The organism is Ralstonia sp. AU12-08 (assembly GCF_000442475.1).
Taxonomy (GTDB): Bacteria; Pseudomonadota; Gammaproteobacteria; order Burkholderiales; family Burkholderiaceae; genus Ralstonia; species Ralstonia insidiosa.
Genome location: NZ_ASZV01000049.1, coordinates 76,217 through 98,424, shown reverse-complemented (window position 1 = coordinate 98,424; position 22,208 = coordinate 76,217). Strand labels below are relative to the sequence as shown.

The window sequence follows — 22,208 nt, the reverse complement described above, 5'->3', positions numbered from 1 at the left end:
AACGCGCCCCACCGGGGCGATTGCCCCTGGTGGGATGGAAGGAATTGAAGGCCGCGCGTCAGTGCGACTTGCGGCGCCTCTTTGTCGCGGCAGCAGCGTCGACACGCATCGCGACGACTTGGCCGATCAGTTGCTCGTCGGCAATGCGCCAGATGGGGAACGTCGCATAGCCGCTGCGAATGACGCGCCCGGTATCAGCAAACGCGCCCGTGTGCAGCAGTGCTTGGCACATATCCTGCGGCACCAGCCCCGAAGAAAATGCAAACTCGTCGTCTGCGAGCGGAGCGTGCCGGATGTTGGTGGACAACGAGGCATAGCGCAGACCGTCGTCCGCCGCGTGCAGATGAACTGCGACGTGCATATCCGTGTAGAGCTGCACGGCGATCGTCACGCCCGCTGGGAATGATGCCAAGCCGGCACCGACGACTTGATGGCCCATGGAGAACTCCTTGTTGTACGCGGAGTGCCCCATCGGGGACGCACCCCGCGTGGGTTGTTGGATGAAATGGTGATGCGGCGGCGTCAATGACTGACGACCATCCTGCGACTTGAGGTGGAGATTTAATCGTCAGCCTGGTGCCAATTGCTCTCGCGCTCCTTTGCGACTGCAACAGCCTCTTCAAGCGTCGGCACGGCTTCACCGTAATGCACGTCGCAATCTCCGCCTTGGTACGAGACTTCCAGCCCCGGGAGGTAGCCTGCTGGCGACTGCGCAACGCTCGCGCGTGTTTCGCGCAGACCGTCAAAGTCCATTCGCCACCTGCCAAACCAAACGGTCGGTGGGTGACGCTCGGCGTATTCGTCATCTTCCTTTCCCTGCCGGCGGCCATCGCGAAAGTGCATCTCAAGCGAGCCGCCATCGGCTACAAAGACCGGAATGCGGTCGCTATCGATGGCCTGCATTCCTGCAAGTTCTGCCGCCCATTCGGCACGCTCCTGCAGCTCCCGGCTGCCGATCGGGTCAACCGACGACAAGACGCGCGAGAGCGACATGAGAACGCTTGCCCCGAGGGGGTCAAGCTTACAGTTGTATGCCAACGCCTGGCATTCGGGTGAACGGATTGAAATCATGGTTGAGCCTCCTTAAGAGGGCTTTTGCCGCTTCGGCCAAAGCCGAAACGGCAAAAAAAACGCACCCACGAATGGGTGCGTCATTTGGTGTGGCTGGCTGGGCCAGCGTCGAGCAATCGCTAGTCGTTGTTGAGCTGACGACCACGTCGGTCGGCCCACAGCAGATATGCCGCGATCAATGTCGTGACGACAGCGGCGAACATTCCGAGCGTCATGGTCAGTCTCCTTTGGACAAAACAGCGCCTACTACAAATAGTACAACAGTGACGGCGATCAACGTAGCGACATCGGACACGGCACCCAGCGTCCAAGCGCGACTGCCACTGAAATAGCTGGCAGCACCGATCAGCGCCGCGGCCGACAGCGTATGAGCGAAACGACCGTACTGCTGGCGCTGATCGCGCGTTGGCGCGAGAAGTGCGCTTCGCACCACGCTCCACAACGACTTGCGCGCCCGGCCCTTGCGGTTCAAGCGAAACGTCGCCGCTTCGACGTGCACGAGCGGCATTTCGTAGCCATCCTCGGCAGCAACGAGGACGTACGCCTCGCCTGCGGCCTTGGCCGACTCGATCTGCTGCACCAACCGGTTGGGCAACACGACAACATCGGTGTCAGCCTGGATGGCTGCCCTTCCAGATGTCTCGTCCCCGCTGGTCGAGCGCAGAATGACCTTGATGAGTTTGGACATGGCGGCCTCGCTTTAGCCACGGCGGCCGGCAACGAATCGCAGGTTGGCCAGAAGCTGGCTGTAACCTTCCGGCGATGCCAGCGACTCCAGGCAGACGGCGTTGTTGCGGCCGCCGCCAAGATCGTGACGGCCGGCGCAGGTGCGATAGCGGACCAACACCTTCGGGTCCGCCGGCGCGTGCGAGATTTCGAAGTACAGCGCGTCGGTGTGCAGCGCGAAGACGTCGACCAGGCGGCGACGCTGGCGACGCGTGCGGATCGAATATTCCCGTTGACGCAGCGCCAGGTCATTGGCGACGCGACGCAGAACGCGTGAAGCATCACGTTGCAGGATTGCGCCGGCGGCCGTGTTCGACGGGCAGCGGCTTCGGGTAAAGGATTGAGGAATCTTCATCGTTGGTGTCCTATGAAAGAGTGCGGTACACCAACCCCAGCGGGACGGTGTCCCGCGATGGGTATGGTCTGGGCATGCCAGACAAAGCTCGATGCGTCGGTGACGCGATCAAAAGCGCTTGCCCAACTGTTGGCAGTTGGGCAAGCCCTCTCGGGCTTGCTATGGGATGGAGCGCCGCGGACTAGCGCTGGAGCTGCGGCAGCGGAACACGCGCGGTGACGCGCAACAGCCCCTTGCGTTCGGGCAGAGGTTTCTCCGGGTGTGCGTCATCGAAGAACACCACCACTCGGTGATCCTGATCGACATACCCGAAGCGAAAGCCCGGGACGCAGCTGGAACCCGAGAGAGCGTCGCTCGCCTCGCCGGGATTTGGGTACTTCGAGGAAGTGCAGCGGATGAGATTTTGTTCGCTCATGATGGGTCGGCTAGACGGGCAGTACTGCCGCCTCGCGTTGCAAGAATTGTTGGCCCGCCTCCCGGATCAACTCCGTCGTGATGCCCTGCATGTAGCTGGGAATCAGGAACGGAACGATCGAGGGATGCGAACTGAATTCGAAGAAGAAGACGGTGGAACAGCGGCCACGCGTCAGGTGGCTGAAGACTTCCAGCGTCCGGTGATCCCGACGATAGACAGCCAGATCGTCTGTGGTTGGGGTGGCCATTGAGTGGAGGGGGAGCAGCGTTGGCAGCGCCAACAGGGCGGTGACCGCCTTGCGGCGGCCACCAAGAGGATCAGCGGGTCAGGCGAAAGCCCGCCGCGCTGGAGATCATGTACAGACGCTCCCGAGCCACAAACTGCTGCGTGGCATCCTGGGTAACGACCAACGTTCGCCCAGCATCCGTGCGAACGATGACTTCTACGCCCGGGCGCTTGTTCAGCACCTGGGAGACTTGCTGCGTGATCACACCGCCCACGGCGCCGGAGACTGCGCCGGCGACATAGCGGCCATTGCCGTTACCGATGGAACGGCCACCGAGGAATGCGCTGATGCCTGCCCCGATGAGACCGGGCATGCCGCTTGATGCGGACATGTAGCCATCGTCACCAGTGATCGTGACATTGCGAACGCGAACAACAGTGACCTGCTCGGCATCACCGCGGCGCATGACTTCCATGCCGCGGTAGACGTCGGGCGAGCTCTATTGAAGAGCGCATCCAGATGCTAGAACGCAGAAGGCGACGAGAGCAGCGGAGAAAAAGGACTTGAACATGATGGGCCTCGAAAAAAACGGGCCCATCACACCTACGGGCGTGAGGGCCCGTAAGGGGGGGAGAAGAGATACCAGCCAAAGACTGGTGTGAATCGATGCGCCTAAGACGCGGAAAGCAAGGGCATCGTAGCAGCTTGCTTTGGCGCCGGAAAGGGGCCGTCGACACGCATTTTGAAAAACTCGCAGCATCCCCGAAAAGGCACCGGCCGGCTACCCCCTTTCGGGTCCGACTGTTGCCTTCACAGCGGCAACGATCAGATCAGGCGTCCGAGGCTTTCCCTCTATCGCTCTTGATTCGGGTCCTGTCGAAGCCCTTTCAACGGCTCCATGCCGAAGGCATGGAGAAGCGATCCGTCCACGGCCAAAGCGAGTGGAGTGAGTCCGTACAGCACTGCGACACACGCGATGGCTGCGCACGCGGTCTCGACGTACCTGCCATCATCCAGCAGCGGCAGGATGGTCCGCATCCCGATAATCGCGAAGCCACCAGCCCCGCATATCGCGGCGCCGAGTGCGATCAGCTTGCAGAACAAGCGCACGAACCACTCGCCGAGCTGCATTTCAACGTGCTCACGCATTATCCGTTCTTCCGATCAACCTTCCGCCTTACCGTCTGCCACCATCCAGGCCATGGCAACCAGCAAAGCGATCAGCGTTGAAACCCACCAGTACGAACTAAACGAATAGCGATCAACCTGCATCCACAAAAGACTACCAACCGCATCAACTAACCCCGGCAGCGCATATTTTGCATTCATCGTCGTTGTCCTATTTCGTCAGCCCGCGCGGTGCCGGCGTCTTTCCTTCGCACTTATCACTGGTCCTGTAGGCCGCCACCTTGCGAATGTGCTTGCTCCCGCTGGGGCGATGCCCGGTCTGGTGAGGCAACGGCTCTGTCGGGAAAGGAAGCACTTCGCGGCAATGCTTGCAGCTATAGCCGTTGCCGTGTTCACACAGCGGCGAGAGTGGTTCGTCCCAGTGTGGCGGCCGGCGACTCGGCATGTTTCTTTCTACCGCCCAATGAGAAGGTCACGCAGATGCTGTTCCTGCTCTTGCCGGTCGAGCACGGACTGCGGAAAGTTCTCTTTCAGCCCCAGCCAGATCCGGCCAAGGTCGTCTGCGTAGGAATGGAGTCCTTCGGAACGAACCTGTTCAATGAACATCATCAGGTCCATCATCGACTTTCCAACCTTGGGGCCCTGCGCGACCAGCACCTTGCCTGCCTTCATCGCCTGCACCGCAGACGCCCAGTCCGCACACCCTGCCCGGCGCGCAAATGCATCGCACGGATGCACGATCTTGGCGCCTGGCCCGAACATCGCTTCAACCAAGTCGGTCGGCTTCGACAAATCCACTTTGAACGGTGCTGCGACAGGCTGGCTGGCCAGGTGCCCCAGCAGGTGCTGCGGATCGGTACTGTTGTTCGCAATTGACATGGTCTGTTTCCTTCTACCGGCGCAGCCGGCGTTTTTCCTATCCCGGTATGACGAACGATGCGACTGCCGCCGCAATGCACAGGGCGATCACGCCGAATGAAACCGATCGATTGAATGGTGCAATCACCCCCAGGCTGAAAGCCGACATGAAGAGCACTCCGATGAGTGCCAATCCGATTTGGCCAAGTAGTGTTGTTGGCATAGCCTGCGCCCTTGTTTTATTCACCCTTTCCTTCTACCTGCGTAGCCGACGCGCGAAGCGCACACACGCCGAAAGAAGTTCCTAGCCGGTCTACGTAGTCGCAAACTGTTGGCAGTGTTAGTTTGATTCGCCTTTCACAAGGCGCAGAAGGCGCGCTCGCTCGGTTTCGCGCGGCCCAATAGCAGCGGGCACGCCATATCCAACCGGCGCGGCCTTGGCCCACATGCCCATCAGCCGCTCCCGATCAGCGAGCATGATCGCCCCACGCTCTTTCACCGCATCACGAACGGCTGCGCGGTACACGGGTGAGCCCGCCGTATAGCCGTCCGCCAGGATGCGGTACGTCACGGCATCAACTTCGCGGCGTTGCTCTGCGGGATTCGAGATGACGCCAAATAGCACCAGCACCGCATTCAGTGCGATCGCCACGGCGGCGCATTGCACCATGAGGGCGAGAATCCGCCACCTGAGTGGCTTTTTGGGCTTGGGTTCGGGGTTCATTGTGTGCACCAGACATTCCGAATGGTCGTTCGTACGCTCTCACAACGCAGACGCGCGACTTCGCACGGCAAAGGCCGTGGGCGCACTGGTGGCACGCCCACGACCTCAACTCGACACGGCGCCGCCATCACCGGGAGCTTAAGCACGGCGAGGCTCATCTGCTCGCTTGCGAGGACCGCGCCAGACCTGGAAGACACCCACCGCCCCCAAGCCTGTGGCCACGACAAGAGCCGCAAACATCGACCGCTGCAGCACGCGAATGGTGCTCTCGGCACCGGCGATCGCTCGATAGACCTCCTCCGCGATCGGGCCCGGCGTGCTGGCAAGCAGCGTATTGAAGAGCACCAGCTCCAGTTCGTGCGTGGCCGAAACCAGTTGATCCGCCAACACGAGCGCAACGCTTGGAGCTGACATCAGGGCCGTCAGTAACAGTCGGCCCAATCCCCGCTTCGCGCGCTGACGCAGAAAAGGCGCCCCGGCACCACGCCAATGCTCCGTCCCGATGTTATGTCTCCCCGCGTTCATCGCGCTGGCTTAGGGGGCCGGGAGGGCTTCGGGCTTGACCGCTGACTCGCCATTCAAGGGCAGACCACTTCCCTTGTGCATGCCATCGCGAATCAGATTGGCCAGCAGCACTTCCACGAGAGTACCGCCACCACTACCGCTGCCGCCGGTTGCAACGACATCCGGCACCAGCTTCATCCCGGAGCCGGCAAGCGCCTCCGCGACCTGGACGACGGCGTAGTTGCCGCTCTCCATCGAGTCGATCTTCTGCTTGATGACGCTGGCCTCCGCGGTACCGATGGCCTCGACCTTCGCGGCCTCCGCTTCACCCACCAGCCTGACCACCTTGGCGTCCGCTTCCGCGTTGATCGTCTTAGCTTGCGCTTCACCCTCGGCCTGCTTCACCGCCGCCCGAGCGTTGAACTCCGAGATGGACACCTGACGCTCTGCGTCGACCACCTTCGCCTGGGTATTGGCCAGGGCCGTCGCTTGCTCCAGCTCCTGACGGACGGCTTGGGCTTGCTTCTGGGTTTCGAACGTGACTCTCTCCTGCTCGGCCTGCTTCCGGTCGGTCAGGGTCTGCATCAGCTGCTCGGGTGGCACGATGTCGCCGATCAGCGTGTCAACCGCGCCGACGTTGTACTCAGCCAGCGCGTCACCGATGGCCTTTCGGGCGTCGTCCTGACGCTTCGACCGCTCACGCAGGAAGTCGATGATGTCGGAGGCCTGGGCGCTGTTACGGAAGTAGTTGCCAATGGTCGGTTCAAGGACCTGCGTCACCAGCGCGGACATATCACCGAATCGGGCAATGACCTTCGGAGCATCGTTGCGCGGAATGTGGATGATCTGGCTGACATCGAGGTTGAACTTGAAGCCATCTGCCGAGCGTACCGTGATGGTCGACAGATTGGCGTCGAGCTTGTGGGCCTCCGATTTCCCTGCCGCCCAGTTCAGCACGACGTTTGCGGTCGGCACATTGCGGATCTTGTGGGTGTAGGGATTGATCGGATACTTGCCCGGATCGAGCGGCTCGGCCCATACTCCCTTCTCACCACGCGAGACGAGGTTGGCATGCTTGAAGGAATCGCCGGAAACGTCCCGTCCCTCGTTGCCGACATAGGCGATCACCACGCCGACGTGGGCAATCGGTACCTCGGTCATATCGACGACGTCAACGGTGGCGAAGCGCGGGTTGATGAAGTAGCGGCCGGCGAGGAGCACCTGTTCCTGCAAACCCTTGCAGCCCCCGTTCTGGATGAACGCCTGCGGATTCTGGAACATGTTGTGGTCAGGCACTTCCGGGCCAGCGATTTCGCCCCGCCCCAAGGGCTTGCCTTCGCGCGTAGTCACGATGCCGACTTTGTTGTCGGGAATGTCCACCACTTCGGCCACATTGACATCGAAGAGTACCGGGTTGATGCGATAGGAACCCGGGGCGATGATGCCACTCTGCGGCCCACGCTCACCACCGTTTTCCAGGAACGAAGCGCCATCCTGGTAGGAGTCACACACTACCTGCTTGGCGATTACGCGGCCCGCCGGCAACGGTGAGCCGTCACGGGCTTCCACGACGCCGATCTGGCTGGGCGGGATCGTGATGGTATCCGCGAGCGTGACCTTGAACAGCAGGGGATTGACCCGATACGTGCCCGGCGGAATTACATCGATCTGCGGGCCACGTTGGCCATCTCCCTCGAGGAACTGCCGCGCGTCCTGAAACATGTCGCAGTTGATGCGTTTCGCAAGAATGCGGCCGCTCGGCAGAGGATGGCCGTCACAGGCTTCGACGACCCCAACCTTCCCCACCGGGATCGTCACGAACTTCTTCAGCTCAACTGCGTACTGCCACGGCCAGAGCGCCCAATGGAGGCCCGGGGCGAGCGTGTCCGCCTGGTAACCAGCTTCGCCGGTCAGCGCCAAGATGCGCCCGTCGGGGAGACTGCGGTTTGAGCCGAAGAGAACGAATTTCTTCGTCACGACGCCAATGCTGTCATCGGGGACGATGATGACGCCAAACAGCCAGAGCACTTGGCGGTAGGCTGCTGCGATACTGATCACTGCGATTGCACCCACAATCTGCCAAATATGACCGAGGAGGTAATCCATAGAGAAATCCAGGTTCTTGTGTGTTCTGCACTGCCAGGAACATGTTCCTGGTCAGGAGTTGCAAACCCTTTGGGGGCAACGGCGTTGTGCGCGCAAACCTTGGCACCGCCGCAACACGATTATGTCTGTCGCGCAGAACAGAATGATCGACAAGAGCCCTGTTTTTTCTGCCGCCTTTCTTCGGATTCAATGGCTGGCATCGGGTATGGGCTTGGCCGGCCCACTATCCGAACACTGGCACTGCGAGCACTTCACCGAGGACGCGTCCGGCAGTAGCTGCTCCCCCCAGGCGGCAGGAAGAAGCTCGGTGCGTTCTCGCTCTTCGCCTCTTCGATCATCTCGCGTCCCCGCTTGCTCAAGATTTCGAACGTGTCAGGAGTAGCGCCCGAGACTGTCATCTGTCGAGATAGCCAGCGCTTCGAGCCCCATGGCAGCTGCAGCAGCATCCGAGGCTCTCTGATCCGGAGCGTCATCGCCCCAGTTCCCGGACGTCCCAGCGCCCGAGAATTGTCCATGTGAATCAGTCGGCATGCCATGATGATACGAGTTGAGCGCACTGAGTAGCAGCGTTCTCAGGCTGGTCGGAACATCTGTCGCCATGTACAGCCAGAGATCAAAATCATCGCTGTCGCTGGACAGCTTGTCGCTTCCGACGAACTGCTGTCTGGAAGGCATTGAACTGGTCTGCTGACGACGAGAATTCAATGCTGTCCTCTCGCGAGCAACATCGGCAATCTTCCTGATCTGTGCCTCTGCCTGGGCGGGCAACGGCACCTTCTTGGCTTTCACCTGCCCAAGCAGGGCGAGCAGATCCGCGCTCTGCTCGGCGGAAGCCGTGGACTGGGCAATGTGCGCATCCAGCTCCGCGTTGGTGCGCTCTATCTCGGCGTCAATGCGAGGCAACCCATGCCCGCACCGGGAATGAGTTCCCGGTGGGATGAAAGCCAAGATGCCCCGAAGAACGTGGCAAGGCCTGTTGGTAGCACCGTGTGGCGCGGAATCGATGCGCGAGAAGCGCGAGATAAGAAGGCAGGATATTCGATGCAAAGGAACACGCACCAGAGGCACGTTCTGCGCACTCCTAGGCAACCTCGCGCAGCGGCTGCAGCACAACATCCCGGTCGACTCTCAATGCCGCTCAGAAAGAAAAAAGGCCATCCTTCGGAGGATGGCCATGTTCAATCAAGCAGCAATTCGCGGCGGCTTCTGCGCCTTGCGCATACTCGGCACGTACCCGAATCGCGCCCATGCCTCCGGGTCTACCGGGAGCGGACTCGTGCGCCCCGCTTCGAGATTTACAAACACACCGCTGTACTGCAGCGTCCCGGTGCGGAACAATGTCCAAAGCAAATTGAAGGCTTGCACTGCAATCGCCTGGTTGATGACCAGCGACTGCTTGCGCAGCGCATCCTCCATCGAACAAGACGGCGCCGTGTCCTTTGCATCGCGCTTCGGATCAATCAGCTCAGGAAACAGGTCGCCGACGTGAGGTAGGCGATGTTCAGCCCGGCCGCGAACTTGGCCAAGGATGACTTGACCACGATCGGTCTCATTGCCGCAATCGAGATAGTAGCCGCCCGTGCCGCGTTGCATGGCCTTGAGGATGGCCTTTCGCGCCGCCCTCGTATCCACACATCCAACGACCAAATCACAGCAGAACCGATCATTGGCATTGATACGCTGCACTTCCGCCTGCCAGTTGGTGCCCATGAGCACATTCAACCGATTGACCAGAAGAGCAGCCTTGTGCCGACCGACATCCGCTGGATAGAAGCCCTGGCGGCCGACGTTGCTCTCACTGACCGTGTCATCGTCATAGACGACACAGTCGATACCACCGGGATGGCCAAGTTCGAGCATGGCGTGATGGAGCCGCGCCAGACTTGGGATAACCGCACTCCCCGTTCCGCCGGCGCCTACTACAGCAATGCGCCATGCCCGCTCTGTCATCGCGCGAGGGATGCTATGCGTCATTTTGGTCACACAACCTCCCGAATGCCGAACTTCTGCCTCCAGGCGGCCGGTATGTCGTGGACACGTTCGAAGATGCCCTTGACGCACAACCTTAACGCCATGGACGGGCGAATGCTTGCGCAGTTGCCCAGCACGAACGCAAATTTCACGTCGTGCCTGTCGTCCTGATTGTCGGTTCCCGAGAAGAAGGCTTCAAACGTGCCATGGGAATGGCAGTCCATGACCAAGTGCTCGTTTTCCTGCAGCACCGGCCGGTCGTAACGCAGATGTCCGGAGCCGTGATCCAAGATTGCGACAGGGACGAGCCGGAACTCGCACGAGACGCCATTCCAGACGATCCAAGCACCGGTTTCGTTCGGCATCGACGCACGCGCCATCTCGCCAAACTGGCCAACCAGTTCAGCTGGAAGTTGACCGCATGGCAACTCGGTCTCCTCATTGACAGTCCCGTAGGGGACGGCAGTTTCGACTTCGTAGCTTGCGATCTTGCGAACTACCCGCAGCCACGGGCGAACCACTTCGAGGAACACGCCGTTGGTTCCCACCAGCAGGCGTTCACCACTACCAGACAATGGTGTCAGGCTACCGAATTTCGGCACCATGATCGTCGGGAAAGACGCTTGCAGCGTCATGTCCATCGGATGCATTTCAACCTCCAACTTTGCCGGCGATGAGATCACCGAGCGATTTCTTCAACGGAATGAGCACTTCCTTCGGGTACTCGGCAAAGTTGCCATCGAGCATCTCCTTCCAGAAGGCGTACACACCTCTTTCGAACTTGACGCGTTGGGCGCCGCGGTTTGGATGCGTGAAGGCCGACGAGAAGAAGGCTTCTTCCCAACCGGCAATCGAAGCGACATCGATCTGCTTCGGAACCTGCGCAGAGCCGATGCAAATCCTTCCCACGTCCCACGTATTGAAGTACGGCGGCTCGTGCAGCATGGATTCCGGCGTCGGCCTGACGTCCTCCATCAAGGCAAACACGCTGAACCCGTCATTGGCCGCCTGGAACACCAAGCCCGGGTGCGGCACTACCGCACTGCGCGTACCCAATTCTTTGCATTGAAAGAACACCCGGCGAATCGCCGGCGGGCACCACCACGTTACGGCGCGCGTGCTCACGGACAGTACGTTCGGCGTCAGGAACTCGCCCTTCGGCAACGCTGACAAAGCAACCTGGGTCACAGCGTGAATGAGTGCTCGCCGATTGAGCGGAACACCCGGGCCGATTGCAGGCTTTCGAGTCCCCGCCTCGTGAGTGATGCGGTGTGCCGTCGAGTATGTGAACTGCCCCTCGGCCGGCCCATACAGCAAAATGGCCCCTTGCAGGGCCACGTCATGAGACCGACTGGCGGTCAAGATCTTGGCCATGGGGCCTCCTATCGTGAAATGATGGTCAGTAATTGGTCGAGAGCCTTTACGATCTCGAACATGCGCGACAGGTCCTCATACTGCTTGGGCACCTGTTGCGGGTCGCTCGCCAGCGGAATCAGCACCTGGTACATCGTCGCCTCTCCGCTATTGCTAATGCATTCGAAATGGTCATCCAGCAGTTCGCCGATCCACTCTTCGGAAAACACCGCAATGGAAGCGGCCGAATATGCAGGTTCGGCCCATTGCGAATGTTCGAAGAGCTTCGAGCCCTTGGCGCGCTGCAGTGCATCTTCCAGCTGCAGCATCGCGCGGCATACCCGCTGAATCCAGCGACTTGACGAACGCGCCAGCTCCAGCACCTCCGACCTCTTGAGAACGGACCGCCGAGGGCCTTTCCGGCCCTTGCGCTTGCCGCGCTCGGGGAACATTTCTTCCGGCGCCAGGACCGGACGAACATTGGAAGGCAGGTAGCGCTCGATGTCCTCACTGTCAGCCCCAAGGCGATCAGCAAGACTCTCCCTCGCGTTCTCGTCGGACACACCCTCATCCCAATCCCACCACCACCTGGCGAACATCTCCAGGAAGTAACTCGGTGTGCGCAAGAAGAGCGAGTTGCAGGACGCTTCGTTGATCAGCGCCATCACAGAGCACAAGAGCCCGGGGTGGGCGCGCTGCAGTGGGTGCATCCGTGCGCCAATCTCGAAGATCTGCTCATGAGGCAACTCGATCGCCAAGTACAACGGCGCCGAGAGGTCCGTCTCCCATCCAAACTGATCGACCTGATCGCGTGCTGCCGCCTGGTCGAGCAAAGCGAACCCAAACAGAAGCCGCTTGCACGTCGGTGTGCGTCGCCGCAGCCACGCGAACATCGCCTCTGCGAACATGTCACCAGCATTGCCGCTGGAGCGAGCGTCGCGCGGCGAGAGCGGACCAGCCTCGAAATGCGCCCGTATCAGACCGGTAAGGTCTCCCTCGTCGGTATGCCGAAGGCGTGCAATCGCTGGAACGCATTGTGAAATGGCCGGGAGTGTTAGAAAACCATCGGCAGCTCTATGTCCGGCAGGGGAATCGAATCGACATGCCGCCCCGCCGGTGAGGCTTTCACTGAAGCCTGATAAACCTTGGCAAGAATCGAACAACACGATTCCACCTCCTCATCATGTAGAAAAACCGCCCTATCGGGCGGTTTCTCAGTTCCATTGATGCTGACCGGATCGGCCAACGCATTCATCAGATCGCGCTTACGCATGGTTGCCCTTTGCGCCCGCGGCACGCACGAACTTGTACACAGCGTTTTCCCCCTTGTACTCCGGACCCTCCACGGCTGCCGTGGTGAGTTCGGGATACTGGGCGGTGTACATGTCGCGCACTTGGTCCGGAGTGAACTGCGTTCCCGGATCGGCAAGCGTCATGCCGTTGTAGGAAAACTCGCGCTTGACCGTGTTGATGGTGATAGCCATGGCTTCTCCTTAACCGAGCAGATCAGCGAGGGAGGTGCCAGACGATTTTTTGTCGCCTTGCGCATCTTTAGCTGACGAACTCGTGCTACCGGACGTCGTTTCAGTGACCTCAACATCGACCACACCATCGTCATCGTCGTCGTCCATGCCTTTCGACTTGGGCGCCGGCAACTTCGGATTGGCGCGATTGGATGTCGCGAGGGCCTTGGTCGCCTTGTTCGACTGAGCAGCGGTAGCCGCTTGAATCACCGCCTTCGTGGACTCGACCTGTTCGGCGAGACCCTGGCGGGCCTGCGTCACACCACCGATCGCATTGGCAAACTCAGCATCCAACTCCGCCGGCGTGGCCGTCAGAGCAATCGGCGCAACCAGGGCTGCGTCGTCCGGCTTGCTGACGGTCGGCGCGACGACCACGGTCATCTCGTCACCCTGCATTGAAAGGGTGATAACAACCTTGTCGCTCGCCTTCACGAGCGGCACCAGTTCTTGAAACATAGGGATTTCCTTGAAAATGAATGGGATGGGGAAGCGAGGCGTGGTCAGAACTTCAAGACCTTGGGCACCTTGCCCGTGTAGTCAAACCCGTCTACCTTGAGGAGGGCCTCAATGACTTCGAGCTTCGATTGGTTGAACAGCTTGGAAAAGCGATCGCCGAGCGCGTTGCGCATGCCCAGCTCGTCGGCGAGAGCCTTCAACTCCGATTTGGTCAGGAGTTCCAGAAAATCCTTGGATTTCTGAAGGTTCCAGTGCTTGGTCAGGTCGAGCGCGTGGTACTTGCAGAGCGACGTCAAGACAGGCACATCGATTCCTTCGATCGCGGCAAGCGCGAGCGAGATCGTCAGATTGAGCCGCTTGTCAGTAGCCAGGCCGGCCACAGAGATAAGGTTCTTCGAGAGATCGGTGGGAGAGCTGGTCTCGTCCGCGATCCGTTCAAAGAGCGTCCCCATCTTGTCGCTGGTGATGGTGCGTGCATGACCGGACAGCGAAAGTGCGAGGAGATAGTGGTTGGCCGTTGCTTCGTTGGCCGCCACCTCCCGGCGTAGCGCCTTGCGCCACACCCCTTGTCGGTAGGTCTTCACCTTGTCCGACTCGGCAATCGACGTGGCCGCGTGTTCGGCCTTTCCGCCCTTGTCCGCGCCCTCCTTGGCCGGCGCGGCTTTGGGGCCCTTAACAGTAGACGGCGCTTCAGCGCGCTCGGCCTTGATCCTCGCTGCAACCTTCTTGGCATTGCAGGACGGATCAAAACACTGACCACGGAAGACCTTGCCCAGGCTGTCCGGCAGACCACTCACCGCGGCGCCGAAATTCTGGCAGCCGTGACATGCTTTCGCCTGTTCGGCACCGACTCCCGTCGGTCCCTCCACCTGCAATTGCACGCGCGTGTGGTTGTCGCCAGCGCGGACGATACGGATAACCGGGTATTCGTCCTTCAGGCCGTACGAGATACCTTCCAGCTGCGTCTCGGTCTTGCCCTTGTAGCAGGTCGGGTTGGTACAGCTACCGGAGGAAATCGCCTCGGAAAACATCACCGACTGCAATTCCGAGTTGTGCGCGCATGTCGCACACTCGCTCTTGTCGAAGATCGCGTCCTTCAGGTTGCAGGCAGCTTGTTCGATGGCCTTCTTGAGGTCCGCCACCGTCTTTTTCTCTTGCAGAATGATCGGCAAGAACAGGTCCTGCTTTTCCTTCGTCAGGGTCGCAAGCAGCTCGGCATGCCCAAGCTGGATGGAACGCGTGTTCAGCGCGTCCAGCACCGCAGGACTGCAGTTCATTAGCGCCAGCCGGCGGTCGAGGGTCGATCGCGGCCAGCCGAGTTGGCGGGCAGCTTCATCGCGGTCACCTTTCAGGTCCCCAACGATGTCCGCGGCCGCAACGGCTTCTTCAGACGGCGCCATGTCGGCGCGCTGAACGTTCTCGATGAGCGCCAGCCGGCGCGCTTCCCCTTCCGTCATCTCACGGATGACAACGGGCATGTCGTAATCGTCACCGCAGGCAGCTTTCGCCCCACGGTACCGGCGCTCGCCAGCGACCAGTTCGTAGGTGCCGTCCTCAAGAGGGCGCACCAGTACAGGTTGAATTACGCCATCCTCACGGATGGACTCCGTGATCTCCGCCATTTTCGCGGGATCGAAGTACTTCCGGGGGTTCTTGCCCGGCCGGATTTGGCCGAGTTTGACGGTGACGCTCTGTTGGTTTTCTTGCATTTGTGGGTTCTCCAGGGATGGAAAAGGGGAACCCGTTGCCGCACCGGGAACAGGTTCCCGATGGGATGGAAAATGAAAGCGAGGGCCACCGAACCGCTGGCCCTCGGACAACCGCGAGACGCTGCGCGTCCTGCGATCAGGAGATCGATGCGTCAAAGACGCGGAGTGAGCTTTGAGAATACCGGAAACACGTCTGCGGTGCCAGACAGCGGATCCCCCTCCGCAGATGGGGACCCGCTCTTGCGCGAGGCCGGCCAGTGGCCAACCTAGAACAACGACAATTGCTCACGTTGCCGGGCAATTTCAGCGTGCTGTTGCGGCACCGCTTCAATGATGGCCGGCGCTTGCGGCGGTTCAATCGCCTCCAGAATCGACAGGACCGTACCCATTTCTGCGGGCACGAAATTGCGTTCGGAATCAACGGGCGGGGAGGTTTCCTGGCTACGCTCACGCGCAGCCAGTTTCCGGTTCCACCCGCCAAGCACGTGCGCTGGTGTGTACCAAACCTCGCGCTCCTCAAGCATCAATGAGTTGCCAAGGATGACAACCGCAGGGATATGGAGCAAGGCCAGCTGCACATACGTCATGTGTACGCACCGTGGATCGATATCGATGCACGTTGCATGCATGGCCGTCTGGTAGTTGTGGCCCGCCTGATGCATAGCCTCCGCCATTGCGATCACCATGCCACCAGCGCCGCAGGTTGGCTCCATCACGGTGATGAAGCCATGTTCCGCGACGTCCGGATCATGGTCATTGACCTGCATCGCAGCCATCATGCTGGATACCGAATAGGGCGTGAAAAACTGCCCCGCCCTATCGTTGCCCAGCTCAAGCAGCATGTAGGTGTGACCAAGCACATCGCCAAAGCCACCGGCGACTCTGACCGGCGCCGGCGACCCGGGAAGGACATCAGTCATCCGGCGCTCGTAAGTGAGCACGAGGTGGCCAAGCATCTTCGGGAACTGGTCCACTTCTTCTTTGGTGTACTTCTTGACGATCTCCATGTACCGAGCCTCTCGGCCGTCTCGCTGAGCGAGATCGACCGCATTGCTGAGGCTCAGTGCGGACATCTCAACGAAGTCGGAGAACACATCGCTTGCGCGGTGACGGTACCCGAAGGCCTTGATCAAATCGACCAAGGCCTTTTGGTGTTCGTCGGCGGTCTCCAGGTGCCGGCGTTGTGCTGCCCTGCTCATTGCAGAGCCCCAACTCGCACATTGAAGCGCTGGTTCAGCGATGCGCAAAAGGCATCCATGTCGGGGACCGCGCCAATAGCCAGAGCGGCTTTGATGTCGGCTTCAGCGACCCGGAGTTCCGATTCCACATCGATAGTCGATGCCACACTAGTCGAAGCATTGCTGCGCACAGTCTCCACAACAGCACGTGCAATTCGCACACAGAACAGCTCGAACTCGTGTGTTACCTCAGCTTCTTTCCTGATCCGCGTTGCACGCAACGATGGATCGAGGATTGGCAAGGCCTCCTGTTCGAAACGAGCCACCACCAGGTAGCTTTCGAAGGCTTTGAGCTGTGCTTCTTTGAAACGCTGAATAACGGCGTTGAACATGGAACGTCTCCAGAAAATGGACGAGAGACGTCCCTGCTGGGACGGCTCCCAGCGGGGAAGAAGATGGAACGACCTGACCGACCAGCGCTAACGAATCGGCGTGCGTAGGCACACCGCGACGTAGCGAAGTTCGCTCAGGTGTTCAAGGGAAAGACCGGCCGCAGAATGCGAACGATAGGCCGACACGTGCAGTGTCGGAGATGAAACCGGACCCTACAGCTGTGGGGGAAACAAGATGTAGGCCGCCCAGATGGCGGTCAAAATCGATGCGTCGTAGACGCGGCAAACCGTTTCAGAATATCGCAGTTGCTCTGCATTTTCCAGCAGCTGCGCGCACGCGCGCCCAGCCCGCTACCACCTTCCTGGCATCGGCCGCGTCATTGCAGCGCTCCGCAAGCGATTGACGACGGCCCAGCGATAGTGGTCCTTCTCCTCTGGTTCTTGCATCCCTGAGAAGTCTGGCATCAACCCCGCCAGCAGGCCCGGTGCGTCCTCACGAAGCACGCCGTCAGCGATGAGCTTGTTGCGTAGTAGCTTGGAGACGCTCCAGCCAATCTCCTTGAACGCCACATAGTCCCAACGAGCTGGAATGAGGTCCTCGCTGAACCACGCTTCGCCGCCGTGCCCAACAACCCCCACCACAGTGTGGTGTATGCCTTGCGAATCCGAATGCACGCGCGCCTCGAACCGCAGCACATGCGGCTCCGGGAACCAGAAGACGCGATCCAGCATGCGCGCGAAGGCCTGCGCCTCAATGCTGGCCAGTGCCTGGTCTTCAGCCTCCCCAAACTGGGAGCAGGGTTCGGCCTTTGGGCGGCCGCCTATTTCAACTTCTCGCATGTCGTGTGCTGTGGTGTGGGAATGCGGCGAAAGCCCACGCGAATATCGAGCTTTTGCTTGATTCGATCGTCGTTGCCCGCCCCAAAATCGTACCGGCCAGTTCGCTCAACCGGCGCCATTGACTTCGCAGCCATGCCGGTAACTTGGAACCATATCCCGATGGTTTTCCGACATGCGCTTCACACGTTATCTCCGTTACTACCCGATCGATTTTACCTCGCGCCGCGAGGCCGCTTTCGCTCGCAAGCAGGCCCGCGAGCGTGCGCGCTATCCCCTGTTTCCCGAGCACATAGCCGAGTCACAACGCACCGTCGCTGACGAAATCGCCCTGCGCCAGCGTCGTTCCGACAGTCTGGAGCTGCGTATGCGCGCGCTCCAGGCCAAACACTGGCGCAAAGGTCGCAGCATGTACTTCGCCCAACCGGCGGCCGTTCGTGCCCACATCCAGGAAGCGTGGCGAGCATGGCGTGGCCCCACCACTCCCAACAACTTCATCTATGTAGTTGAGCAGCAAACCGGCGAGGGCGAGCGCCGCCGTGCGGCGATCCGGGAGAGGGATGCGGCGTTTCGCGCGTCTCTCGTTGACACACAACTGACCCTCGCCTGACATGCAGCCTACCGAAGAGCAAACCGCTGTCGTTGATGCGTCCTTGGATGGCGAACCGTTGAAGGTTGACGCTCGTGCGGGCGCCGGCAAGACCTCCACCCTAGGCCTCGTCTCGACCGCCAAAGGGCGGGCTCGTGGTGTCTATTTGGCCTTCAATCGCCTCATTGCGGAGGAGGCCAAGCGCAAGTTCCCTTTGTCCGTGCGGTGCGGAACGGTCAACTCCCAGGCATACAGATCCGTATCGGCCGACATCACCCGGAAGCTCCGTAATCCGTTGGAGCCCAACTACCTCCTCGCAGAGCGATTCGGCCTACAGCCTATCAAGGTCCCGACAACGATCGGGAAGAACCTTGAACTGACCTCCGCCAAGCTTGGCCGGATGGTGCGAGACGGCTTGGCCAGGTTCTGTGGCTCTGCCAAGCCGACGCCGCTCGATTGGCACATCCCGGTCGATCCGCTGATCACCGAGCAAGCGGCTGAAGCGCTACGCCATGCGCTGCTGCCTTCGGTCGTCAAGCTCTGGGAGGAATCACAAAACCCCCAATCCCCGGGCGCTATCTCCCACGACGTGTACGTCAAGCTGTGGCAGTTGAGCCGGCCGACCATCCCTGCCGACTACATCCTATTCGATGAGTCGCAAGACGCAAACGGCCTGATGCTTTCGGTGCTTCGACGCCAATCGGCCCAGGTGATCTATGTCGGCGACCCGTACCAACAGATCTACGAGTGGCGCGGTGCCGTCAACGCGATGGACCACATCAAGGCGCAGAAGCGTGCGCTGACGCTGTCCTTCCGCTTTGGCGAGCCGATCGCTGCGCTGGCGACCCGCATCCTGCGCACGATGGACGAGGAAGTGCCCGTCAGGGGCCAGGCCAGCATTGCATCGCGTATCCACAAGGACATCTCGCCGAGCGAGCTGAAGGTCAACGCCGTGCTTTGCCGCAAGAATGCAACGGTGCTGTCCTATGTCGCCGATGGTCTCCAACGCGGCGAAAAGGTCGCGATCCGCGCCAATATCCGCGACATCATGGCCTTCCTGGACGGCGCCGAACGGCTGATGTGCGGCCAGCGGACCGACTATCCGACCGCGCTATCCCTGTTCGCCAACTGGTCGGAGGTGCAGGACTACGCCGACTCGTTTGCCGGGCGAGACCTGAAGCCGTTCGTCAAGCTGATCGACGATGAAGGCATCCCCTACGTCCGCCAGCTGCTTAGCACTGTCAGCCCAGAGTCCGAAGCCGATTACGTGGTCTCGACCATCCATCAGGTCAAGGGCCTTGAGTACGACTCGGTCCGCATTGCCGGCGACTTCAGGTTCAAGACGGACGACGACGGCAAGTACACGATGGACACGGAAGAGAAGCGCCTCCTCTATGTCGCACTCACGCGCGCCAAGCGCAACCTGGACATCACTGCCATCCAAGTTGACATGCACAGAATGTTCCGGGATGCCGGGGTGTAAAGGGGCACACCATGATCAAGATCCGGATCGGCCCGTCCGACTTCGACCTTGCTGAGGTGCTGGAGAACCCGGGCCGCTACACAACCCAGCTCGAGCGCGCCAAGCGAATTCAAGGGTTCGCCGAGTGCGGCTGCACAGAGCATGCCCCTCGGCCGAAGCTCGTCATCCGGCGCCTCCGGTCGGCGTTCATCCTGGCGCGCTGGCCAGATGCCAACTACAAGCATCGTCAGGGGTGCCCGTTTCAGGAACGCAAAGGCCACGCCACGGCGACGGCAAGAACCAAGGGCCCATTCCAAACCCGGAACGGCAAGCACCTCATTCAGCTTGATCTGTCCTTGGAGGTTACACAGCCCGGCACCGGCCAGCCTGGCCCGCGATCACCCCAGGCCTCCAGTGCGCCGCGAGCGCATCGCCGATCGGCACCTCTCCTCGCATTTCTCGAATACGCCTGGGAGGCGGCTGGATTGCACGCGTGGGCCGATCAGGGATACCGCGGTTGGAATGCATGCTGGTCCATGCTCAGTGCCGAGTTCGCCGACGCGAAAATCAACGGCCGCCCGGCAGCCGATGTGCTGCACATCATGCGCAGGTGGGACCCGGAACATAAGGCCGAGATCCTTGCCGAGTTCGATGCATTCGTCGCGCGGCTGACCACTGCTGGCACCACGACGCACCGGGGGCTGATCATCGGCGAGGTCGGCGAGTTCAAACCGAGCGCTCACGGCGGCATGCTGGTGCTGCGCCAAAGCCACCAGCGGTATTTCATGTCCAATGCGCTGTTTCAGAAGGTCTCACGCTCCTACGCGACTGCGCTGGCCGGTCTCGGCCGCAAGGATTTGCGGAGCGTGGCGGTCCTGGCCGTCGAGAAGACCGCCAATGGCTACTTGCACGTCGCCGACATGGCAGCCATGTTGACCAACTCGTCCTTCCTGCCATGCGACTCGTCGCACGAGGCAGTCATGGCCGACCACCTGATTCGCCTGCAGCGCAGGTTCGAGAAGCCACTGCGCCATGTGGGCGCCGCCGCAGTCCACCCGGACTTCGAGTTAAAGGATGTCGACCAGCGCACCGTTATCGAAGTGCTCGGCATGACCGGCAACCGCGAGTACGACCGGCGGATGCAGGAAAAGCGCGAGTACTACGCGACCAACGGTATCCGGTTGGTCGAATGGAACCCGAACAAACACCCCGTAGCGGACACCCGCCTCCCGCCGACACATCGAGACCGGTGATGAAGACTCCACTGAACCGCTCTGCCGATGGCGCACGCATGCAACCAGGCGCCCCGCTCAGCTCACTCAAGTCGCCGGCGATGACCGGTAACATCGTCAACAAGGAACCCCCCATGCAAGACACGCAATGCTTGGCAATTCGTGATTGGCTGTTTGACCAGCATGACAGGGTGACCGGCACCGCACGCCTGTTCCGTTACGTGGCCGTTGTTCCGAACGACAGCGATGTCAAAAGCGCGACGGTCCACTATGCATTGGCGCGCCCGGTTCCGATTACCGGCACGTTCGCTGCCGAGCCCGACGACATCGTGCGCGAGCTGCTGGCCCAATCGCCTTTCCGGTCCGCCGAATTGCACCTTGCAGAGCACGACGTGCTCAAGGACAGCTGGCCGGTCAAGTGGGGCCTGACTGCCAAGGACAGCCTCTCGAACTGGCCGGTGCTGGTGCTGAGCGAGCGGGACGACAAGAGCGTGTACGGGGTCGTCATGCGCTCGCCCAACCTCGAAAGCAATGCTCTTCGTTTTGCGTCGCTCTATTGCGACCCGGAAGAGGTAGGGCTGATCCTGGATCTCTTGATGCTCATGCAGCCCGACGATGCGTTCCTGGGCTGGTTCAAGGAGTCAGAGATTGCGGCAAGCGACCTCGAACAGGCGCTCGCGGCCACTCCGCAAACGGATGCAGGCCAAAAATTCGTTTTGCTGTATCGCACGGACGAATGGCTGTCCGGCATCTGGAATGCAGATCGGCCCATCGTCGAGCGCATCAACCTGACGAGCCTGGCTGATTTCCACGGCATTCCGGTCTCACTGGCCAAGAAGCGCCGGCGCGCTGACCTCGAGCAGGCCTGCGACAACCAGACGGTCACGGGTGACTATGACGCACTGGTGAAGGCACTCACAGCCGCCGGCGGCGAGATGCCCAGTCGTGGCAGCGACTACGAGGCTGACCCGGCCGTGCGCGTTCTATGCGATTGGTGGAACGGCGCGGCACCCGACGGCATGCGCCACGCCGGCGCGCTTCGCATCTACGTCTGGTCCGACGAGCGGCGCGTTTTCCTCCCAGGCGATCCCGAGGAGCCGGGCCTGCCGGCCGATGTGCTGGCGACTCAACCCACCTATGCACTGTTTCAGGAGCCCGGCAAACCCACCGTGGCAGTCGTCTTTTTGCGTGGGCGCGAGCACAACGTGGCGCTGCCCAACGGGTCGACCCAGATCCAGTTTGCCAACGGCAATCCCTGCTACGTAATTGCGCTTCCGATATCCGTGGCCAATGAGGCCTTCTACTCGGCTCAGGGGTTGCGCGCGGTGCGCCGCTTCATGGTGACACGCGTGCCAGCGCTGGCCGCCGGCGACCTGCAGGTGGCCTGAACGAC

29 protein-coding genes are annotated in these 22,208 nt (G+C 60.9%); 5 read left to right on the top strand and 24 right to left on the bottom strand.

Annotated elements, in window-relative coordinates; translation table 11 throughout:
- Positions 1-58 precede the first annotated feature (58 nt).
- The 5 genes from C404_RS55360 to C404_RS0130475 form a co-directional block, all read right to left on the bottom strand.
- Positions 59-439, bottom strand: coding sequence for a hypothetical protein (locus C404_RS55360; protein ID WP_012435699.1), 381 nt, complete (start codon positions 437-439; stop codon positions 59-61).
- 122 nt (positions 440-561) lie between these two features.
- Complete coding sequence (locus C404_RS55355; protein ID WP_021197375.1) at positions 562-993, bottom strand: hypothetical protein; 432 nt, start codon at positions 991-993, stop codon at positions 562-564.
- 295 nt (positions 994-1,288) lie between these two features.
- Entirely contained in the window at positions 1,289-1,759 is a 471-nt protein-coding gene (locus C404_RS55350; RefSeq protein WP_012435696.1) for a hypothetical protein, read from the bottom strand.
- A gap of 12 nt (positions 1,760-1,771) precedes the next feature.
- Positions 1,772-2,152, bottom strand: a complete 381-nt coding sequence (locus C404_RS55345) for a hypothetical protein (protein WP_012435695.1) — start codon at positions 2,150-2,152, stop codon at positions 1,772-1,774.
- Positions 2,153-2,333: 181 nt separating this feature from the next.
- Entirely contained in the window at positions 2,334-2,567 is a 234-nt protein-coding gene (locus C404_RS0130475) for a hypothetical protein (protein WP_012435694.1), read from the bottom strand.
- 124 nt (positions 2,568-2,691) lie between these two features.
- On the opposite strand from C404_RS0130475, the gene C404_RS60875 reads away from it, so the two are divergent.
- Positions 2,692-2,817, top strand: coding sequence for a hypothetical protein (locus C404_RS60875; RefSeq protein ID WP_257019857.1), 126 nt, complete (start codon positions 2,692-2,694; stop codon positions 2,815-2,817).
- Between the two features lie 67 nt (positions 2,818-2,884).
- Here C404_RS60875 and C404_RS55335 read toward each other — a convergent pair whose 3' ends face one another.
- The 19 genes from C404_RS55335 to C404_RS55265 form a co-directional block, all read right to left on the bottom strand.
- Positions 2,885-3,184 carry a glycine zipper 2TM domain-containing protein gene (locus tag C404_RS55335; protein WP_225694730.1) on the bottom strand — a complete coding sequence of 100 codons (300 nt, stop codon included), beginning with the start codon at positions 3,182-3,184 and terminating at the stop codon, positions 2,885-2,887.
- Positions 3,185-3,645: 461 nt separating this feature from the next.
- Positions 3,646-3,942: a hypothetical protein gene (locus C404_RS55330; protein ID WP_012435691.1), complete on the bottom strand. Its 297-nt coding sequence runs from the start codon at positions 3,940-3,942 to the stop codon at positions 3,646-3,648.
- A gap of 15 nt (positions 3,943-3,957) precedes the next feature.
- Positions 3,958-4,122, bottom strand: a complete 165-nt coding sequence (locus C404_RS60500) for a hypothetical protein (protein WP_012435690.1) — start codon at positions 4,120-4,122, stop codon at positions 3,958-3,960.
- A gap of 252 nt (positions 4,123-4,374) precedes the next feature.
- Positions 4,375-4,800 carry a hypothetical protein gene (locus C404_RS55325; RefSeq protein WP_012435688.1) on the bottom strand — a complete coding sequence of 142 codons (426 nt, stop codon included), beginning with the start codon at positions 4,798-4,800 and terminating at the stop codon, positions 4,375-4,377.
- A gap of 319 nt (positions 4,801-5,119) precedes the next feature.
- Entirely contained in the window at positions 5,120-5,503 is a 384-nt protein-coding gene (locus tag C404_RS55320) for a hypothetical protein (RefSeq protein ID WP_012435687.1), read from the bottom strand.
- Positions 5,504-5,641: 138 nt separating this feature from the next.
- A complete protein-coding gene (locus tag C404_RS0130470; protein ID WP_225694722.1) occupies positions 5,642-5,917 on the bottom strand; it encodes a hypothetical protein in 276 nt (91 codons plus the stop codon).
- A gap of 120 nt (positions 5,918-6,037) precedes the next feature.
- On the bottom strand, positions 6,038-8,113 hold the full coding sequence (locus C404_RS55315; protein WP_012435685.1) for an SPFH domain-containing protein: 2,076 nt from the start codon (positions 8,111-8,113) through the stop codon (positions 6,038-6,040).
- A gap of 372 nt (positions 8,114-8,485) precedes the next feature.
- Positions 8,486-9,016, bottom strand: coding sequence for a hypothetical protein (locus C404_RS60160; protein WP_021197371.1), 531 nt, complete (start codon positions 9,014-9,016; stop codon positions 8,486-8,488).
- A gap of 279 nt (positions 9,017-9,295) precedes the next feature.
- The gene (locus C404_RS55305; protein WP_029674028.1) at positions 9,296-10,087 is read right to left on the bottom strand and encodes a PRTRC system ThiF family protein; all 792 of its coding nucleotides are present in this window, start codon (positions 10,085-10,087) and stop codon (positions 9,296-9,298) included.
- Between the two features lie 5 nt (positions 10,088-10,092).
- Positions 10,093-10,734: a PRTRC system protein A gene (locus tag C404_RS55300; RefSeq protein WP_012435682.1), complete on the bottom strand. Its 642-nt coding sequence runs from the start codon at positions 10,732-10,734 to the stop codon at positions 10,093-10,095.
- A 1-nt stretch (position 10,735) separates the two neighbouring features.
- Entirely contained in the window at positions 10,736-11,458 is a 723-nt protein-coding gene (locus C404_RS55295; RefSeq protein WP_012435681.1) for a PRTRC system protein B, read from the bottom strand.
- Between the two features lie 8 nt (positions 11,459-11,466).
- Positions 11,467-12,459 (bottom strand): PRTRC system protein F, encoded by a 993-nt coding sequence (locus tag C404_RS0130465; protein WP_235180687.1) that lies wholly within the window; start codon positions 12,457-12,459, stop codon positions 11,467-11,469.
- Between the two features lie 32 nt (positions 12,460-12,491).
- Positions 12,492-12,710, bottom strand: coding sequence for a hypothetical protein (locus C404_RS60755; RefSeq protein ID WP_012435679.1), 219 nt, complete (start codon positions 12,708-12,710; stop codon positions 12,492-12,494).
- Positions 12,703-12,921 (bottom strand): PRTRC system protein C, encoded by a 219-nt coding sequence (locus C404_RS55290; protein WP_012435678.1) that lies wholly within the window; start codon positions 12,919-12,921, stop codon positions 12,703-12,705. The genes C404_RS60755 and C404_RS55290 overlap by 8 nt, the downstream gene beginning before the upstream one ends.
- A gap of 9 nt (positions 12,922-12,930) precedes the next feature.
- On the bottom strand, positions 12,931-13,416 hold the full coding sequence (locus tag C404_RS55285; protein WP_012435677.1) for a PRTRC system protein E: 486 nt from the start codon (positions 13,414-13,416) through the stop codon (positions 12,931-12,933).
- 44 nt (positions 13,417-13,460) lie between these two features.
- Positions 13,461-15,125 (bottom strand): PRTRC system ParB family protein, encoded by a 1,665-nt coding sequence (locus C404_RS55280; RefSeq protein WP_012435676.1) that lies wholly within the window; start codon positions 15,123-15,125, stop codon positions 13,461-13,463.
- A 266-nt stretch (positions 15,126-15,391) separates the two neighbouring features.
- Positions 15,392-16,324, bottom strand: coding sequence for an N-6 DNA methylase (locus tag C404_RS55275; RefSeq protein WP_012435675.1), 933 nt, complete (start codon positions 16,322-16,324; stop codon positions 15,392-15,394).
- On the bottom strand, positions 16,321-16,695 hold the full coding sequence (locus C404_RS55270; RefSeq protein ID WP_012435674.1) for a hypothetical protein: 375 nt from the start codon (positions 16,693-16,695) through the stop codon (positions 16,321-16,323). The genes C404_RS55275 and C404_RS55270 overlap by 4 nt, the downstream gene beginning before the upstream one ends.
- 351 nt (positions 16,696-17,046) lie before the next feature.
- Complete coding sequence (locus C404_RS55265; RefSeq protein WP_012435671.1) at positions 17,047-17,535, bottom strand: hypothetical protein; 489 nt, start codon at positions 17,533-17,535, stop codon at positions 17,047-17,049.
- A gap of 172 nt (positions 17,536-17,707) precedes the next feature.
- On the opposite strand from C404_RS55265, the gene C404_RS55260 reads away from it, so the two are divergent.
- The 4 genes from C404_RS55260 to C404_RS55245 are packed head-to-tail and all read left to right on the top strand — an operon-like array spanning position 17,708 to position 22,203.
- Complete coding sequence (locus tag C404_RS55260; protein ID WP_012435670.1) at positions 17,708-18,142, top strand: hypothetical protein; 435 nt, start codon at positions 17,708-17,710, stop codon at positions 18,140-18,142.
- 1 nt (position 18,143) lies between these two features.
- Complete coding sequence (locus C404_RS55255; protein WP_012435669.1) at positions 18,144-19,604, top strand: 3'-5' exonuclease; 1,461 nt, start codon at positions 18,144-18,146, stop codon at positions 19,602-19,604.
- An 11-nt stretch (positions 19,605-19,615) separates the two neighbouring features.
- A complete protein-coding gene (locus C404_RS55250; protein WP_012435668.1) occupies positions 19,616-20,836 on the top strand; it encodes a DUF1173 family protein in 1,221 nt (406 codons plus the stop codon).
- Positions 20,836-22,203: a hypothetical protein gene (locus C404_RS55245; protein WP_012755744.1), complete on the top strand. Its 1,368-nt coding sequence runs from the start codon at positions 20,836-20,838 to the stop codon at positions 22,201-22,203. Before C404_RS55250 ends, C404_RS55245 begins: the two co-directional genes overlap by 1 nt.
- Positions 22,204-22,208 lie beyond the last annotated feature (5 nt).